The organism is Aeromonas sp. 601027 (genome assembly GCF_049174455.1).
GTDB lineage: Bacteria > Pseudomonadota > Gammaproteobacteria > Enterobacterales > Aeromonadaceae > Aeromonas > Aeromonas veronii_A.
Window position 1 is genome coordinate 133,775 of the sequence record NZ_JAAKTN010000016.1, and the last position, 14,953, is coordinate 148,727.

The 14,953-nt window shown below is 60.9% G+C and carries 14 protein-coding genes; 8 read left to right on the top strand and 6 right to left on the bottom strand.

The features are described 5' to 3' along the window. Positions 1–10 precede the first annotated feature (10 nt). The 5 genes from G5193_RS18795 to blrA all read right to left on the bottom strand — a co-directional run bounded on the left by G5193_RS18795 (position 11) and on the right by blrA (position 5,980). Entirely contained in the window at positions 11–1,408 is a 1,398-nt protein-coding gene (locus tag G5193_RS18795) for a DUF4832 domain-containing protein (protein ID WP_216960056.1), read from the bottom strand. Between the two features lie 134 nt (positions 1,409–1,542). Next, positions 1,543–2,892: a cell envelope integrity protein CreD gene (gene creD, locus G5193_RS18800; RefSeq protein WP_227341674.1), complete on the bottom strand. Its 1,350-nt coding sequence runs from the start codon at positions 2,890–2,892 to the stop codon at positions 1,543–1,545. A 120-nt stretch (positions 2,893–3,012) separates the two neighbouring features. Then, positions 3,013–3,807, bottom strand: a complete 795-nt coding sequence (blaOXA, locus tag G5193_RS18805; RefSeq protein ID WP_227341673.1) for an OXA-12 family class D beta-lactamase — start codon at positions 3,805–3,807, stop codon at positions 3,013–3,015. An 80-nt stretch (positions 3,808–3,887) separates the two neighbouring features. Next, entirely contained in the window at positions 3,888–5,309 is a 1,422-nt protein-coding gene (gene blrB, locus G5193_RS18810) for a beta-lactam sensor histidine kinase BlrB (RefSeq protein ID WP_227341672.1), read from the bottom strand. Further along, a complete protein-coding gene (gene blrA, locus G5193_RS18815; protein WP_421206837.1) occupies positions 5,306–5,980 on the bottom strand; it encodes a beta-lactam response regulator transcription factor BlrA in 675 nt (224 codons plus the stop codon). Before blrA ends, blrB begins: the two co-directional genes overlap by 4 nt. A gap of 122 nt (positions 5,981–6,102) precedes the next feature. Here blrA and G5193_RS18820 point away from each other — a divergent pair, with 122 nt between their 5' ends. Next, positions 6,103–6,876: a DeoR/GlpR family DNA-binding transcription regulator gene (locus G5193_RS18820; protein ID WP_005355851.1), complete on the top strand. Its 774-nt coding sequence runs from the start codon at positions 6,103–6,105 to the stop codon at positions 6,874–6,876. Positions 6,877–6,932: 56 nt separating this feature from the next. Continuing rightward, positions 6,933–8,765: a glutamine--fructose-6-phosphate transaminase (isomerizing) gene (glmS, locus tag G5193_RS18825; RefSeq protein WP_005355853.1), complete on the top strand. Its 1,833-nt coding sequence runs from the start codon at positions 6,933–6,935 to the stop codon at positions 8,763–8,765. 59 nt (positions 8,766–8,824) lie between these two features. Here the strand turns inward: glmS and G5193_RS18830 are convergent, their stop codons facing one another. After that, positions 8,825–9,601: a helix-turn-helix transcriptional regulator gene (locus tag G5193_RS18830; RefSeq protein WP_216952456.1), complete on the bottom strand. Its 777-nt coding sequence runs from the start codon at positions 9,599–9,601 to the stop codon at positions 8,825–8,827. Between the two features lie 210 nt (positions 9,602–9,811). Between G5193_RS18830 and G5193_RS18835 the strand changes: the two genes are divergently transcribed. From G5193_RS18835 to G5193_RS18860, 6 genes are read left to right on the top strand one after another with little or no spacing between them, the layout of a single operon-like run. After that, a complete protein-coding gene (locus G5193_RS18835) occupies positions 9,812–10,573 on the top strand; it encodes a DUF3450 domain-containing protein (RefSeq protein WP_421206839.1) in 762 nt (253 codons plus the stop codon). Beyond that, entirely contained in the window at positions 10,570–11,874 is a 1,305-nt protein-coding gene (locus G5193_RS18840; RefSeq protein WP_257691535.1) for a MotA/TolQ/ExbB proton channel family protein, read from the top strand. The genes G5193_RS18835 and G5193_RS18840 overlap by 4 nt, the downstream gene beginning before the upstream one ends. Beyond that, positions 11,871–12,401, top strand: coding sequence for a MotA/TolQ/ExbB proton channel family protein (locus tag G5193_RS18845; RefSeq protein WP_005339367.1), 531 nt, complete (start codon positions 11,871–11,873; stop codon positions 12,399–12,401). The genes G5193_RS18840 and G5193_RS18845 overlap by 4 nt, the downstream gene beginning before the upstream one ends. After that, positions 12,398–12,799, top strand: coding sequence for an ExbD/TolR family protein (locus tag G5193_RS18850; RefSeq protein ID WP_005339369.1), 402 nt, complete (start codon positions 12,398–12,400; stop codon positions 12,797–12,799). The genes G5193_RS18845 and G5193_RS18850 overlap by 4 nt, the downstream gene beginning before the upstream one ends. Further along, on the top strand, positions 12,796–13,458 hold the full coding sequence (locus G5193_RS18855; protein WP_421206842.1) for a TonB family protein: 663 nt from the start codon (positions 12,796–12,798) through the stop codon (positions 13,456–13,458). The genes G5193_RS18850 and G5193_RS18855 overlap by 4 nt, the downstream gene beginning before the upstream one ends. 2 nt (positions 13,459–13,460) lie before the next feature. Further along, complete coding sequence (locus G5193_RS18860) at positions 13,461–14,639, top strand: hypothetical protein (protein WP_421206844.1); 1,179 nt, start codon at positions 13,461–13,463, stop codon at positions 14,637–14,639. Positions 14,640–14,953 lie beyond the last annotated feature (314 nt).

Here is a 14,953-nt window from a genome sequence, read left to right on the forward strand (position 1 = left end):
CCCTTTTGCGTTACTGGATGTCTATCTCGGCCAGACGATACCAGCCACTCTCTTCCAGACCGGCAATGCCGAGCTGCAGAGCGGGCTGCTTGTCCTGACCGATGAAGGCCAGCTCGAGATAGTAGTGACCGCGTGCCATCCGGCCCGGCAGGGTCAGGCTGTCGCGAGTGGTAGCCTTGCTGCCCGGGATCCAGCGGGTCATGTCGTTGCGGGTCACCAGCATGGCGCCGACCTGCCCTTCGTCGTTGACCAGCCGGTAGGTGAGCGGCCAGTTGCGATAGGCCGGCGCTACCCCGTCGTTGTGCCAGTCGCCGTTGAGGGCAAGGGTAGCCCCCGGCTTCATGGTTCCCTTTAGGGTCAGCTGGTCCAGCACGATGCGATAGCCCATCTTGCGCAGGGCATTGTCGACGATGGGTCGATATTGGGGCGGAACCGGATCCGACTTGAGATTGATGGTGGAGGCGTGTTGGGCCAGCGCCCAGTCAAAGGTGGCCTTGACCTCCTCCATGGTGTACTGCTGCTGGCCTGGCCACTCGCTCAGCTTGCCGCACACCTCGAAACTGACCGGCGCCCGCTGCCAGCTGGAATCGAAGTTCGCCACATCGGCGCGGGCGCTCGCCAGTCGTTCCGGGTAGGCGTTGCGCATGTGGCTCCAGCTTTGGGAGAAGTGGTGCCAGTCGCCGAGGCAGTCTGCCCGCCAGCCAGCTCCCTTGCCCACGGCATACTCAAACATGGGCAGGTTGTTGATGAGCATCAGCTTGGGGGTTCGCGGAAAAGCGGCCATCTGCAGGTCAACATAGGGTTTGAGCTGCTCGCTGCTGTAGCGCTGTTCCAGCGTCGGACCGGGGAAGTTGCTCATGTGCCACTCCCCCCATGAACCTATCATGCCGATGTCGACATGACTCAGCGCCGGGTTGCCATCGTAATGGGCGCCCAACGCCTGAAACAGCCGGGTGGCTCGGGCGAGGAACTGCGGGTCGCTGTAGTCGGGCACAAAGGTCTGGTGGTTGTTCACCCACTCTCCCCGAATCCCCTTGTTGATGAGCCACTCCGGGATCTTGCTGCCCGAGAAGGGCTCATCAAGGGTCATGACCCTGAGGGCAATCGACTGTTTCGGGGTGGCGTGCTGTGCCTGATCGATGGCCCTGTCGATCAGAGCAAAGTTGTATTCGCCCTCCCGTGGCTCCAGCTCGCTCCAGTAGAAGCGGAAGTAGTCGACCGTGCTGACCGGATGTTCAGCCAGAGAGAGGGGATGACCCCAGCTGTTGTGAAACTCTTCGATACCGACGCCGGGATTGTGCAAGAGGTCTTCGACCGGTTCGGGATGAATGGTGAGGGTACCGGCCAGAGCTCCCTGAGCCCATAGCAAGCCGGAATAGAGCAGGATCCTGCCCGGATGCATTTTCATGTGATCGTCCGCCTGTGGAACATGGTTGCATGCTAGGAAATTGGCGGACAAAGGCCCAGCCGGTTCCGCTTTTTTCGAGAAGAACCGACTGAAGCCTTTGTTGTCTAGGTCAGAGATTGACGGAGGTTGTGCCCTCAGTCGTCATTGTCATGTCCGGCTGGGCGGGACTCGACACTCTGTTGCCCCATCACCTGATACCAGTCGAGCTTGCGGGTCAGCATCATGATCAGCGCCAGGGTGGCGAACAGCAGCAGGGCGCCGAGCAGCAGGGCGATCTCTTCGGCTTGCAGCAGGCTGTAGAGGATGGCATAGACCAGCCCGAGCAGCGCTGCGAAGCCGATCCCCTGCTTCGGGCCACTCAGCACATGACTGAGGTAGAAGCCGTTGAGCAGCACGCTGGCCAGCGCGGCTACCAGATAGGCCCAGCCAAAGCCGAGGTGCTCGGTCAGGGCCAGCAGCACCAGATAGAAGATAGCCAGCCCCATGCCTACCAGCGCGTACTGGATCGGGTGAACCCTCAGCCCCTTGAGCAACTCGAACATAAAGAAGCTGATAAAGGTGAGGCCGATGAAGAGCAGGGCATATTTGGCCGCCCGTTCGTTGAGCTGATAGTGATCCACCGGCTGCACCAGACTGACGCTGAAGGTGGAGAGATTGCTATCGCCCCCGTTCATCATCCGGTTGAAGCGGGTCTCCATGTCGCTGGCGAACCAGCTGGTTTGCCAGTTGGCCTCAAACCCTTGTGGGCTCAGGGTGCGACTGCCCGGCAGAAAGTCGCCGATAAAGTTGGGGTGGGGCCAGTTGCCCGCCAGCTGCAGGGTGCTCTCCTTGCCCAGCGGGACTATGTCGAGGGCGTTCATCCCCTGTAGATTGAGCTCCAGATGGAAGGTGCCATCCTGCTGCGGCAGGCTGTCGATCGGGGCATGGATACCCGCGAGCGCATCACCGAGGCGGGCGCCGGGGGCAAACGGGATCCGCTGTGTGCCGAGTTGCAGTTCGGGGACGCTGTTGATACCGCGGGCATCGGAGAGTACCAGACTCAGGTAGGGTTTGCCTGCCACCAGCTCATCATCCCCGGCGAGCGGCGCGCTCTCTTGTAGTTGAGCTGCTGTCGGCAAACGGCCGGAGAGGGAGAGCCGGGTCTGATAGACCTGCGCCTGATAGATGCCGAGCTTGCGCGGGGTCACCTCCATGATGGCCTGCACGTCCAGCTGTTCCGGCAGCAGGTAGCGGTAGATCTGCTCCTGACGGACGAAGCGCTTGCCCTCCTGCTCGACCGTCACCGAACGGGTATAGGGCTGTACGATAATGGGCCCCATCAGTCGCTGCGGGCCGCTGCTGCTGGCCATGATGCTGTGAATGGCCTGACTGCGGTAAGCCTGACGCTCCCGGTTCAGCTCCATGATGGATTGCACCGGTACCATCAGCAGCAGGCTGAGCAACAGCAGCAGAAAGATCTTGTGGGTGAATATCTGTTTGACCATGACACGTCTCCTTGTTGGATGGAGTGAGTCTGCCGGCCGGACGTGAAGGGGGGATGGGCTTGTGTGAAGTGGTGGTGAAGGGGGATAAAAAAACCGGCATTGCGCCGGTTTCTGGAGGAATTACAGGGTCTTCAGCTTCCCGGGCAATGCGGCCAGCACCTCTTCTTTCGCCTTGAGGGAGGCGAACTGCTTGCCAGGCTTTTGCACCACGGTATGGACGAAGATCAGCTGCTTGCCCGGTTTGCTGGCCCAGCCGACGAACCAGCCGATCTGCTGATCGCGGTTTAGGCTGCCATCCAGCTTCTTCGGGTAGCCCATGCCGGTCTTGCCGTGGATCTGCCAGCCCTCGATCTCGCTCACCTTGAGGATATTGGCGGTGTATTGCAGGGTTTGCGCCGAGACCGGCAGCTTGCCGCTCACCATCTTGCCGAGGAAGCGAGCCTGCTCCTCCGGACTGATGGCGAGGCTGGAGCTGAGCCAGGCTTGGGTCAGACCGTCATGCTTGCCCGGATTGCCGGAGAGATCCCGGTTGCCGTAGTCGAAGCGGTCGACGTATTGCTGGAAGCGCTCCATCCCCAGCCATTCGGTGATCTGCTGGGAGAACCAGACCACCGAGTAGGTTTCCCAGCGGCGCGGGGTGGTGGTTTCGCGCCAGGCGGGCAGCCAGCCGTCATAGCTCGGTTTGTAAGGCAGTGCCGGATGCTCTTCATCAACCAGATAGCCACTGTCGTAACCCATCAGCGCCAGCGGGATCTTGAAGGTGGACGCGGGCGGCAGCTGGCTGGAGCAGTCCCCTTCGCTGGAGAGGGTCTGGCCGTTGCCGTCAGCATAGAGAAAGCAGCCGCTGGCGGCGGAGGCAGGCAGGGCTGCGAGCAGACCGGCAGCCAGCAGGCTGGAGAGAAGCAGGCGGGACATAGCATTTCCTTGAGCAAATGGATGAGAGAAAGCGGCAGTCTAATGCCGTTTTGTGTGGGGAATGTGAAGTTGCAGGGGGACTAGGCGAATGGCAGCCAGAGTTCCGCCAGCGCGCCTCCTTCCGGCCGGTTGCTCAGGGTCAGACGGCCGCCATGCTGGTGGGCTACCTCATGGGTGAAGCTGAGCCCCAGACCACTGCTCTTGCCCTTGTCCGGTCGTGGCAGGGAGTAGAAGCGCTCGAAGATGCGCGGCAATGCGTAGTCGGGAATGCCGGGGCCGCAGTCGGTAACCCGAAAACAGTAGCCCTCCTCCTGCTGGCTGCCGCTCAGGGTGACCTGCCCGTTGGCGGGAGAGAAGTCGATAGCGTTATCCAGCAGGTTGCCGATGGCCTGCTCCACCAGCAGCGGATCCCACTTCTGTTTCGGCGCGCTGGCCAGCTCGGCCACCAACTCGACCTGACGGCGCTGGGCGATGATCTGGCGGGCGTCGAGGGTGCGCTTGCCCAGTTTTGCCGGTTCCACCGACTGGCGATCCAGCCCCTGCCCCGACTCCAGCCGCGCCAGTTGCAGCATTCGCTCGATCAACTGCTGCATGCGCGCGGTTTCCAGATTGATGTTGCCGATAAAGCGTTTGGCAACTTCGGGGGGCGGCGTTTCGGCCAAAATCTCCCCTGCCCCGCGAATGGCGGCCAGCGGGCTCTTCAGCTCGTGGGTCAGGCTGTGAACATAGGCTTCGATATAGCTTTTGCCATCGAGCTGGTGGCGCATGGTCTCCAGCGAGCGGCCGAGCCGATCCAGCTCGACGGTGTGCAACTGCGGCAGCGGTGCCGCCTCCCCCTTGCTGACCGAGTCGGCGTAGTGCACCAGCTTGCCGATGGCGCGGTTGAGCCACCACACCAGCAGGCTGCCGATCAGCAGCGAGATGAGCAGCATCTGGCCGCCGGCCCGCAGCAGCTCCTGTTCCCCCCGCTCGATGGCAGGCATCAGGGTGCGGTTGGGTTTGGCGACGGTGAGGGAGCCGATGATCTCGGCCCCTTCCCGCAGCGGCGCCGCCACATACATGGTCGAGCTGGCGGCATCGTCGGGATCGGTGCGGGTGCTGCGGGCGCCATACTGGCCACGCAGAGTGCGGTAGACATCGTTCCAGCGGGAATAATCCTTGCCCAGATCCGTGCCGTCGGAGTCGTAAATCACCATACCCTTCTGGTCAGTGACATAGATGCGGTACTCCGCCTGCTGCTTGAGGTGGCCATCGATCATCGCATTGATGGGATTCTGGTTGAGGCGGGCGAAGGCGCTGGCCAACCGCCCGTTCATCATATTGCCCTCTTTCAGATCATCGAGCGCGAGCGGCGCCAGCAGCTGGGTCATGTCTACCAGAGTATCCTCGGTGGCGCTGCGCACCCCGGGTTTTATCTCCTCGACGAAGATCTCCAGCACGAACCAGGCGGCCAGCGCGAAGATCAGCAGCAGGCCGCACAGCAGTTGCAACCCGAGTCTCATGCCAGCTCTAGGCTGTAGCCCAGCCCGCGGTGGGTGAGGATCAGGTTGGCTTCTGGATCATGTTCGCGCAGCTTGGCGCGGATGGTCTTGATGTGGGTATCGACGGTGCGATCCAGACTCTCCTCCGCATCCTGCCACACCAGATCCATCAGCTGCTGGCGGGAGTAGACCCGCCCCGGCGCCAGCATCAGGGTCTTGAGCAGCAGATATTCGTAGCGGGTGAGGGCCAGCGGCTGGCCGCGAAAATGAATGCGGGCCCGCTCCTCATCCAGTACCAGCAGGGCGCTGGGCTGGGGGGCAACGGGCTGGCTGCGGCGCAGGATGACCCGCACCCGGGCACACACTTCCCGTGGCGAGAAGGGTTTGGCCACATAGTCGTCGGCACCTATCTCCAGCCCGATCAGTCGGTCTATCTCCTCGCTGCGGGCGGTGAGGAACATCAGGGGAATATCGTTCAGCGCCCTCACCTGCTTGCAGAGTTCGAAGCCGCTGATGTCGGGTAGCCCCACATCGAGGATCAGGAAGTCGGGTCGCGTCTGTTCCAGTCGTGTCAGCAACTGTTGGCCCAGCATGAACCACTCCACCTCGAACCCGTCGGTCTGCAGGGCGTAAATCAGGGTGTCGGCGATGCTGGCCTCATCCTCCACCAGCCAGATGACTCTCTTTTGCATGGCATCCTCGTCGCAAATTGGCACCCCATTCTGGCATCGAACCAAATCGGATCCTATTTGCTGTTTTATTTTTCCGAAAAAGGGGCTAATATTTCGATGTTCTTTCGAATCGAAACTTAAAAATGACCAAACGTAATACTCAACAACGCCGACACACCATAGTGACCCTGGTACAAGAGCAGGGTGAAGTGAGCGTCGACGCCCTTGCCAAACACTTTTCTACCTCCGAAGTGACTATCCGTAAAGATCTGGCGGTACTGGAGACCGGTGGTCTGCTGCTGCGCCGTTACGGTGGCGCCGTCCCCTTGCCGAGCGAGATGGTGGTCGAGGTCAACCCTGAACAAGTTTCGAACCGAAAGTTAGCCATTGCCCGTGCGGCGGCCGAGCGGCTGCGTGATCACAACCGCGTCATCATCGACAGCGGCAGCACCACCAGCGCCATGATCCCCATGCTGGGCAACAAGCGCGGCCTCATCGTGATGACCAACTCCCTCAATGTGGCCGGTGCCCTGCGCGAGCTGGAAAATGAGCCTACCCTGTTAATGACCGGTGGCACTTGGGACCCTCACTCCGAATCCTTCCAGGGGCAGGTGGCGGAACAGGTGCTGCGCTCCTACGACTTCGACCAGCTCTTTATCGGTGCCGACGGCATCGACCCGGAGCGTGGCACCACCACCTTCAACGAGCTGGTGGGCCTGTCGCGGGTCATGGCCGAGGTGTCGCGGGAGGTCATTGTGATGGTCGAATCGGAAAAGATCGGCCGCAAGATCCCCAATCTCGAACTTCCCTGGTCGAGCATCCATACCCTGGTGACCGACGAGGGGCTGGCCAGCGAGGCCAGAGAACAGATTCAAGCCCAGGGGGTGACGCTTATCTGCGCCCCGGTCACTTGCTGACATCGAGCTCTGAACCATCCAACTGACTTTACGATTTGTATCTCAAGGAGAAGTGTATGTGTGGCATCGTCGGGGCTGTTGCCCAACGTGATGTGGCTGAAATTCTGGTAGAGGGCCTGCGCCGTCTGGAGTACCGCGGTTATGACTCAGCCGGTGTGGCCGTGTTCAGCGCCAACCAGCCGCTGCAGCGGGTTCGCCGTCTGGGCAAGGTGGCCGAGCTGGCCAAGGCGCTTGACGAGCAGTCCGTCCACGGCGGTACCGGCATCGCCCATACCCGCTGGGCCACTCACGGCGAGCCCTCCGAACGCAACGCCCACCCCCACGTCTCCGAGCATATCGTGGTGGTGCACAACGGCATCATCGAGAACCACGAAGAGCTGCGGGAAGAGTTGAAGGCGCTGGGCTATGTGTTCAGCTCCGACACTGACACCGAAGTGATTGCCCATCTGGTCCATCACGAGCTGAAGAGCGCCGGCAGCCTGCTGGCCGCCATGCAGACTGCGGTGAAGCAGCTGCGCGGTGCCTACGGTACCGTGGTGATGGACAGCCGCGACGACAGCCGCGTGGTGGTTGCCCGCTCCGGTTCACCGCTGGTGATCGGCCGCGGTATCGGCGAGAACTTTATCGCCTCCGACCAGATGGCGCTGCTGCCGGTGACCCGTCGTTTCATCTTCCTGGAAGAGGGTGATGTGGCCGAAGTGACCCGCCGTGACGTGCATATCTTCGATACCAACGGCAACGCTGTGGTGCGTGAAGAGCAGGAGTCCGAACTCTCCCACGATGCCGGTGACAAGGGTGAATACCGTCACTACATGCTCAAGGAGATCCACGAGCAACCCAAAGCGATCACCAACACCCTGGAAGGGCGTCTGGGCAGCGATCACGTGGTGGTCGAATCGTTCGGCAACGGCGCGCGCGCCATCTTTGACAAGGTGGAGCACGTGCAGATCGTTGCCTGCGGCACCTCCTATCACTCCGGCATGGTGGCTCGCTACTGGTTCGAAGAGATCGCCGGCGTCTCCTGCGATGTGGAGATTGCCTCCGAGTTCCGCTATCGCAAATCGGTAGTGCGCCCCAACAGCCTGCTGGTGACCCTCTCCCAGAGTGGCGAGACTGCCGATACCCTGGCGGCGCTGCGTCTGGCCAAGGAATCCGGCTACATGAGCTCGCTGGCTATCTGCAACGTGCCGGGCTCCTCGCTGGTGCGTGAATCGGATCTGGCTTTCATGACCCGCGCCGGTGCCGAAATCGGCGTGGCCTCCACCAAGGCGTTTACCACCCAGCTGGCTGGCCTGCTGATGTTGGTGGCCTCGGTCGGTCACTGCCGTGGCCACCTGAGCGCCGCCGCCGAAGCCGAACTGGTCAAGGCGCTGCAAGCCCTGCCGCTGCGTATTAAAGAGAGCCTGGCACTGGCCAAGGATATCGAAACCCTGGCCGAAGAGTTTGCCGACAAGCAGCACAGCCTGTTCCTCGGCCGTGGCAGCCAGTACCCCATCGCCATGGAGGGGGCGCTCAAGCTCAAAGAGATCTCCTACATCCACGCCGAAGCTTACGCCGCTGGCGAACTGAAGCACGGCCCGCTGGCGCTGATCGATGCCGAAATGCCCATTATTGTGGTGGCGCCGAACAACGATCTGCTGGAGAAGCTCAAGTCCAACGTGGAAGAGGTGCGCGCCCGTGGCGGTATCCTCTACGTGTTCGCCGATGCCGATACCGGCTTCAAGAGCGACGAGACCATGCGGGTCATGAACCTCAACCATGTGGAAGAGGTGATCGCCCCCATTGTCTATACCGTGCCGCTGCAGCTGCTCTCCTATCACGTTGCCCTGATCAAGGGCACCGACGTCGACCAGCCGCGCAACCTGGCAAAATCGGTGACCGTCGAGTAAGTCACTTTCTTAAATGATAAAGAGCCGCAATTGCGGCTCTTTTTGTTTCGGCTGAGGGGTTACGACAGCCGCAGGTTGGTGATGGTGACCTCGTCGAGGGAGGGCACAATGATGCCGCTGGTGATCCCTTTGGCGATGGCTTGACTGCGGTTCTTCGAGTCGGTCTTGTTGGTCACCTGGGTCAGGTGAAAGTTGACCGTCCGCTCACTGATGCCGAGGATGGTGGCGATCTCCCAGGAGGTCTTGCCCTCGCTTGCCCAGAACAGGCACTCCTTCTCCCGATCCGACAGTTCGGTCAGGTACTTCATCAGGTCAGGCCGGCTTTTGATCAGTTGCAGCGCGGAGTTGAAGATGTAGCTGGCGCAGAATGACAGCAAGGGAACGTTTTCAAACATCAGATCAGAGTTGGACTTCTCCTTGGTGATGAATGAGAGGATACCGTGCTCCCCCTGCGGGGTGTGGAGCGGGAAGGATACGCCGTTGCGCACCCCGAAATCGGCAGCCAGGTTCATCACGTCGCGGCTGGCGCTGGGTAGCCAGGGCGAGTCGCAGTCGAGTTTGTTCCAGAAGATAGGCTGGGTCTGTTTCAGCCCCAGATAGACCACCGGATCCTGGGTCAGATACTGGTTTTCGCTGTAGGCGTCAAACCAGCTGGTCGGACAGTTGTTGAACAGTGCCACGTGGGATTTCTGCATGCTGATGGGGAAAATAATCAACAGCCGGAAGTAATCAAAGCCCATTTGATGACTGAAGCGTTCCAGTTGTTGCTGGATATCGCTGGTTTTTGTTGCCTTGGTGAACTTGTCGATATGTTCCCAGATCGCATCGTTGAGCATGACTTTCTCCTTTTTCGATCTCTATCACACTGATCGAAAAGATTTTTTCTCGTTATTTATATTTGTGCGGTGGCTATTGGCGCCACTTATTCCGTGCGTGTCTAAAAATTATCCTGTTTTTGTGCATAAAGGCCAAGAAAATCCTCTCGTTGCCAGTCCGCCCCGCATTTGAGATAATGATAATAGTTATCATTAGTAAGATGTATTTCAATGAACAAATTATGGGGTGTGGCCCTGCTGCCACTGTCAGTCCACTTTGCTGCCATCGGGGATGAGCTGGTTGCTCCCGCCCTCAAGAACAGCATAGCTGCCGGGAAAGCCTCCCAGCAGCGGGTGGAAAAAGCCGCCGATGCCGCCGTTGCCGCACGACTGGAGCTGCAAAATGCCCAGCTGCAACTGCGCGACCTCGAAGCCTACAACCGCTACATGCAATCTCTGGTGGCCGATCAGCAAAATGAGCTGGGTAAATTGAGTCAGCAGCTGGAAGCGGTGCAAGAGACCCGTCAGGGCTTGATCCCGCTGATGTTGCAGATGCAGGCAGATCTGGAACTGCTGGTGCAAAACGACATCCCGCTGCGCAAGGAAGATCGTTTGGCGCGGGTTGAACAGTTGAAAGCGACCCTGGCCCGCGCAGACGTTAGCGAGGCAGAGAAATTCCGTCAGCTGCTGCAGGCCTATCAGATCGAAGCCGAGTACGGCAGCCGGATGGACAGCTATTCCGCCGAGCTGGAGCTGGATGGTGCTCCTCGTCGGGTCGGTGTGCTGGCGCTGGGTCGGGTCTCCCTGCTGGCAATGACGGCCGATCGCAGTCAGGCATGGCGCTGGTCTGCCGAGGCGAAGCAGTGGCAAGCCCTCGATAGCCAGTGGCTCTCCCCTATCGCCGAGGCAATGGATGTGGCCGCCGACAAGAAAGTTCCCCAGTTGCTCAATGTCCCCCTCTCTGTCAGCCGCAGTCAGGAGGCCCAATCATGAGAGTCACCATGAAGTGGTTCCCCCTCCTTATTGCCCTCTTCTGCGGTACCAACGCCGCTGTCGCCGATGAGTGGCAGCAGCAGGAACAGGCTCGTGAACAGCAGGCTCAGCAAGATCTGGCGACCGTTGCCAAGGAGCTCGGCACTGCCCGTGCCAGACTGGCCGAGGCCCAGCGCCTGAGCAAGGAGCTGGCTGGCAAGTTCGCCAGCAACGAGAAGCAGCTGGTCGAGCTTAACGCCCAGTGGGAGCAAGCCTCCGGCGACATGAACGAGATCTTCGCGGTCACCCGTCAGGGCGCCAGCGATGCGGTCAAGCTGCTGAGCGAATCCGCCGTCGAGGGCCAGTACCCGGAGCGTCTCGCCCCGCTGAAAGCCATGGCACAGGATAAACAGGTGCCGGATCGTGCCGCTCTCGCCCTGCTGCCCGCCACGCTGCTGCAGGAGATCCGCGAATCTGGCCGGATTGCCCAGTTCAACGGCAAGGTGCTCGATGCCCAGGGGGCTGCCAGCGAGCAGTCGCTGACCCGGGTTGGCAGTTTTGCCCTGCTGGGGAGCGAAGGCTTCCTGCAACCGACCGCCGAAGGCTTGAGCCCGGTACTGGGTCTGCCCGGTAGTGTGCTCTCTGCCGTTGCGGCTTATCAGGGTCAGGAAGGGGAAGCGCTGCCGCTGGATCCTTCTCATGGCACTCTGCTGGCGATGCTGGCACAGGCACCCACCTTCTGGCAGCAGGTACAGCAAGGTGGTCAGGTCGGCGCCATTATCGTGCTGCTGGCCGCTATCGGTTTGGGAATTGCTGCGGTACGGCTGTGGAGTCTCTCCCGCGAACTTACTCTGGTGCGCCGCCAGCTCAAGAGCGGCGAGTATCACGCCGACAACGCCCTCGGCCGGGTGCTGACGGTAGCAGACAAACACCCCGAGCTGAGCATGGAGACCCTCGAGCTGCGTCTTGATGAGGCGATCCTGCAGGAGACTCCTCGTATGGAGCGCGGTATCGGCATGGTCAAGGTAATCGCGGCCATCGCCCCCATGCTGGGTCTGCTCGGTACCGTAACCGGGATGATCGGCACCTTCCAGGCCATCACCCAGTTTGGTACCGGCGATCCCAAGATCATGGCGGGCGGCATCTCCATGGCGCTGGTCACCACGGTACAGGGTCTGGTTGCGGCCATTCCGCTGATCCTGGCCCACAGCCTGCTGCAATCGCGCTTCACCGAGCTCTCCAATGTGCTGGAGCAGCAAGTAGCCGGCATTCTGGCTGAGCGCGCCGAGAGCAATAATGGCGGGATGGAGCGAGCAGCATGATGCTCGACATCTGGCAACAGCTGCAGAGTTTCATGGGCCGTGGCGGCCCTGTGCTCTGGGTCATTCTGGCCCTGCTAGTGCTGATGTGGATTTTGATGATCGAGCGGCTGCTCTACCTCAATCTGGGTTTTGGCCCCTTGCAGCAACAGCTGCTCGGCCGCTGGCAGGCCCGCAGCGAGCGCCACAGTTGGCACGCCCGGGCGATCCGCAGCCGCTGGCTGGCGCAGGCAGAGCTGGAACTGAACCGTCATCTGATCTTCATCCGCACCCTGGTGGTGCTCTGTCCCATGCTGGGGTTGCTGGGCACAGTGACCGGCATGATCGGCGTATTCGATGCGTTGGCTGCGGCCAACCGCTTTAACCCGGAGAGCATGGCGGGCGGGATCTCCCGCGCCACTATCCCCACCATGGCGGGCATGGTGGTGGCGCTCTCCGGCGTGTTGTTACTCAGTCGGCTCGAGAGTCAGGCCAAGCGTGCGCTGGCCAAGACCCGGGACGGCCTGCGAGAAGAGAAGGTAATGCAATGAGACGGCAATCCAAACGCCAGCGTGACGAAGTGCAGATCGACATGACTCCCATGCTGGATATCGTGTTCATCATGCTGATCTTCTTTATTGTCACCACCTCCTTCGTGCGCGAAGCCGGGCTCGAGGTGCACAGACCCCAGGCCAGTCAGGCCAAGGCGCAGAAATCCTCCAGCATCATGCTGGCGATCGGGGCTCAGGGTCAGATCTTCCTCGACCGCAAGCAGATCGATGTGGAGCGGGTACAGGCCACCATCGCCCGTCTGCTGGCGGAGCAGCCCGATGCCAGCCTGGTGATCCAGGCCGACGAGCGGGTACCCCATGGCAAGGTGGTGCGGGTGATGGATGAGGCCAAGGCGGCGGGTATCGCCAATATCGCCGTGGCGGTGGCGCCGAAATGAAATACAAGCTGATGAGCCTGGGGCTGGGGATTGCCCTCAGTCTGGGCATCCTGCTGTTTATGGCCACGCTGGTTGAACCGCTCCGGGGCGAGAAGGTGGCGAGCGAACAGAAGCCCATCGTCATCAATATGCAGAACGAGGTGACCGAGGTGCAGGTACGCGAGCGTCCAGTGCCGCAGGAGCCCGAGCCTCTGCCAGAGCCTCCCGCGGCATTGGCCTCGACACCGCTGCCGATGCCTGCCGCGGCCCCCTTGGCGGCCGTTGAGCCGAGTCTGGATCTGGTTTCAAGCCTCAGCGCGGTGCAGGTCTATGCCCCCGGAGTGGCGACCAGTACCGCACCGGTATTGAGTGGCAACTACCACGGCCAGCAGCAGGGAGCGGGTATCGGCGCAGGTGACATGCTGATGCCGCTGCAACGGATCGAGCCGGTCTACCCCTATCGTGCCCAGCAGTCAGGGATCGAAGGATTCGTCACCCTGCGCTTTAGCGTGAATGCCGAAGGTGGCGTGCAGGATGTGGAAGTGGTCGAGGCCAAGCCCAAGCGTCAGTTCGAGCGGGCGGCCATTCAGGCGATCAACAAGTGGCGCTATCAGCCGAGACCGGGCGCCACCGACAAGCTGGTGCAAGTCATCACGCTCAAATTCAAACTGGAGTCATAACTATGTTGCGGATCTGGATCTGTGTGCTGGCCCTGGTCAGCCAAGCCTGTCTGGCGATGGAGGTGAGCCCTCATTTCTCCCGCCAGCTGGAGCCCGTGATGAAGCTCTATCAGTCCGGCCAGTGGCAACAGGCACAGAGCAAGGCTGCTGTGCTCAAACCCAGTTCCGAGGCTGAGCGTGCCTGGCTGGCGCAGTTGCAGGCATCCCTGGCCGCCAACTTGCAGCAGACCGCGCAGGCGAGTCGCTACGTGGAGCAGGCCCTGGCCTATAAGGAGTGGCCAGAGCAGCAACAACTTCAGTTGTTGCGTCTGCGCGGCGACATCCAGGCCCAGCAATCCAACTGGTCCGGTGCCATCGCCAGCTACAAGGCGGCTTTGGCCATCCAGGCTGACGATGCCTTGCGCCTGCGTCTGGCCGGCCTCTATTACCACAACAAGCAGTACGGTGAGGCGGCCAGTCAGAGTGAACAACTGTTGAAGAAGAGCTGGCAGAAGCAGGCCGCTATCATTCGTCTCTCCGCCCTTACCGCACTGCAGCGCTACGGTGTGGCGGCCGATCAGGCCGAAGAGCTGATCAGCTACGAGCCGAAAGAGAGCAAGTGGTGGCAGCAGGCTGTGTCGCTCAACCTCTCCGCCAAGCGCGGCGATCAGGCGCTGGCACTGCTGCAAACCGCCATCGACCGTCAACTGATGGACGATGCCGCTGCCCGCAACCAGCTGATCCGTCTTTATGCCTGGCAGGGACTGCCCTATCGCGGTGCCCGTCTTCTGGAGTCTGCCATGGTCAAGGGGCAGATGAAGCCGAACGCCGAGAACCGCCAACTGCTGGCCCAATTGTGGGAAGGGGCGCGCGAGTGGCCGAAGGCCGTCGACAGCTGGCAACTGCTTGCCCGGGAACATGCTCACCCCAAGGCGGCCATGCGCGCCGCCGAACTGTTGTTGCAACAAGGTAGAACGGATGCGGCCATGACCCAGCTCGCGGCCATCAAGTCGGTGAAGGGAGAGCAAGGCAACAGGGCCAAGGCGCTGTTGGTGCAGGCGCACCTCAATAAAGAGCAGTATGCCCAGGCGCTGGAGCTGGCCCGTGAACTGCAGCAGCAGGATAACTGGCAGCAGCGAGCGACCAGCTGGGTCAACTATATCCAGGCGCAAAGCGAAGAATTGAGCAAAAAAGCGGCGTAAAAGAGGTGCCAAGGGGCTGTTTTGGGGCGTTCAGTTCGCTTTTTCAGCAAGCGAACGCATTTTTGCAAAAAGCCCTTGTCATCGCTGCGCGGCTCCCTATAATGCGCCCCTACCAGCACGGCGGAACACGCCGGACTGATGAGCCAGCTTCCTCGTGAAGTCAGCGCAGAAAGAAAAGCGAAAACAACCGCTTGACTTTCGAAGTGAGGAGCGTAAGATGCGCCTCCTCAGCGCGATAAGCGTGACGCTCTTTAACAATTTGAATCAAGCAATCTGTGTGGGCACTCACAGCATCGAGCATCAAAAACAATTTT

Bases quoted from the DNA above. Each gene is read 5' to 3' on its own strand.
- G5193_RS18795 (WP_216960056.1), bottom strand. From the start codon at position 1,408: ATGAAAATGCATCCGGGCAGGATCCTGCTCTATTCCGGCTTGCTATGG.
- creD (WP_227341674.1), bottom strand. From the start codon at position 2,892: ATGGTCAAACAGATATTCACCCACAAGATCTTTCTGCTGCTGTTGCTC.
- blaOXA (WP_227341673.1), bottom strand. From the start codon at position 3,807: ATGTCCCGCCTGCTTCTCTCCAGCCTGCTGGCTGCCGGTCTGCTCGCA.
- blrB (WP_227341672.1), bottom strand. From the start codon at position 5,309: ATGAGACTCGGGTTGCAACTGCTGTGCGGCCTGCTGCTGATCTTCGCG.
- blrA (WP_421206837.1), bottom strand. From the start codon at position 5,980: ATGCAAAAGAGAGTCATCTGGCTGGTGGAGGATGAGGCCAGCATCGCC.
- G5193_RS18820 (WP_005355851.1), top strand. From the start codon at position 6,103: ATGACCAAACGTAATACTCAACAACGCCGACACACCATAGTGACCCTG.
- glmS (WP_005355853.1), top strand. From the start codon at position 6,933: ATGTGTGGCATCGTCGGGGCTGTTGCCCAACGTGATGTGGCTGAAATT.
- G5193_RS18830 (WP_216952456.1), bottom strand. From the start codon at position 9,601: ATGCTCAACGATGCGATCTGGGAACATATCGACAAGTTCACCAAGGCA.
- G5193_RS18835 (WP_421206839.1), top strand. From the start codon at position 9,812: ATGAACAAATTATGGGGTGTGGCCCTGCTGCCACTGTCAGTCCACTTT.
- G5193_RS18840 (WP_257691535.1), top strand. From the start codon at position 10,570: ATGAGAGTCACCATGAAGTGGTTCCCCCTCCTTATTGCCCTCTTCTGC.
- G5193_RS18845 (WP_005339367.1), top strand. From the start codon at position 11,871: ATGATGCTCGACATCTGGCAACAGCTGCAGAGTTTCATGGGCCGTGGC.
- G5193_RS18850 (WP_005339369.1), top strand. From the start codon at position 12,398: ATGAGACGGCAATCCAAACGCCAGCGTGACGAAGTGCAGATCGACATG.
- G5193_RS18855 (WP_421206842.1), top strand. From the start codon at position 12,796: ATGAAATACAAGCTGATGAGCCTGGGGCTGGGGATTGCCCTCAGTCTG.
- G5193_RS18860 (WP_421206844.1), top strand. From the start codon at position 13,461: ATGTTGCGGATCTGGATCTGTGTGCTGGCCCTGGTCAGCCAAGCCTGT.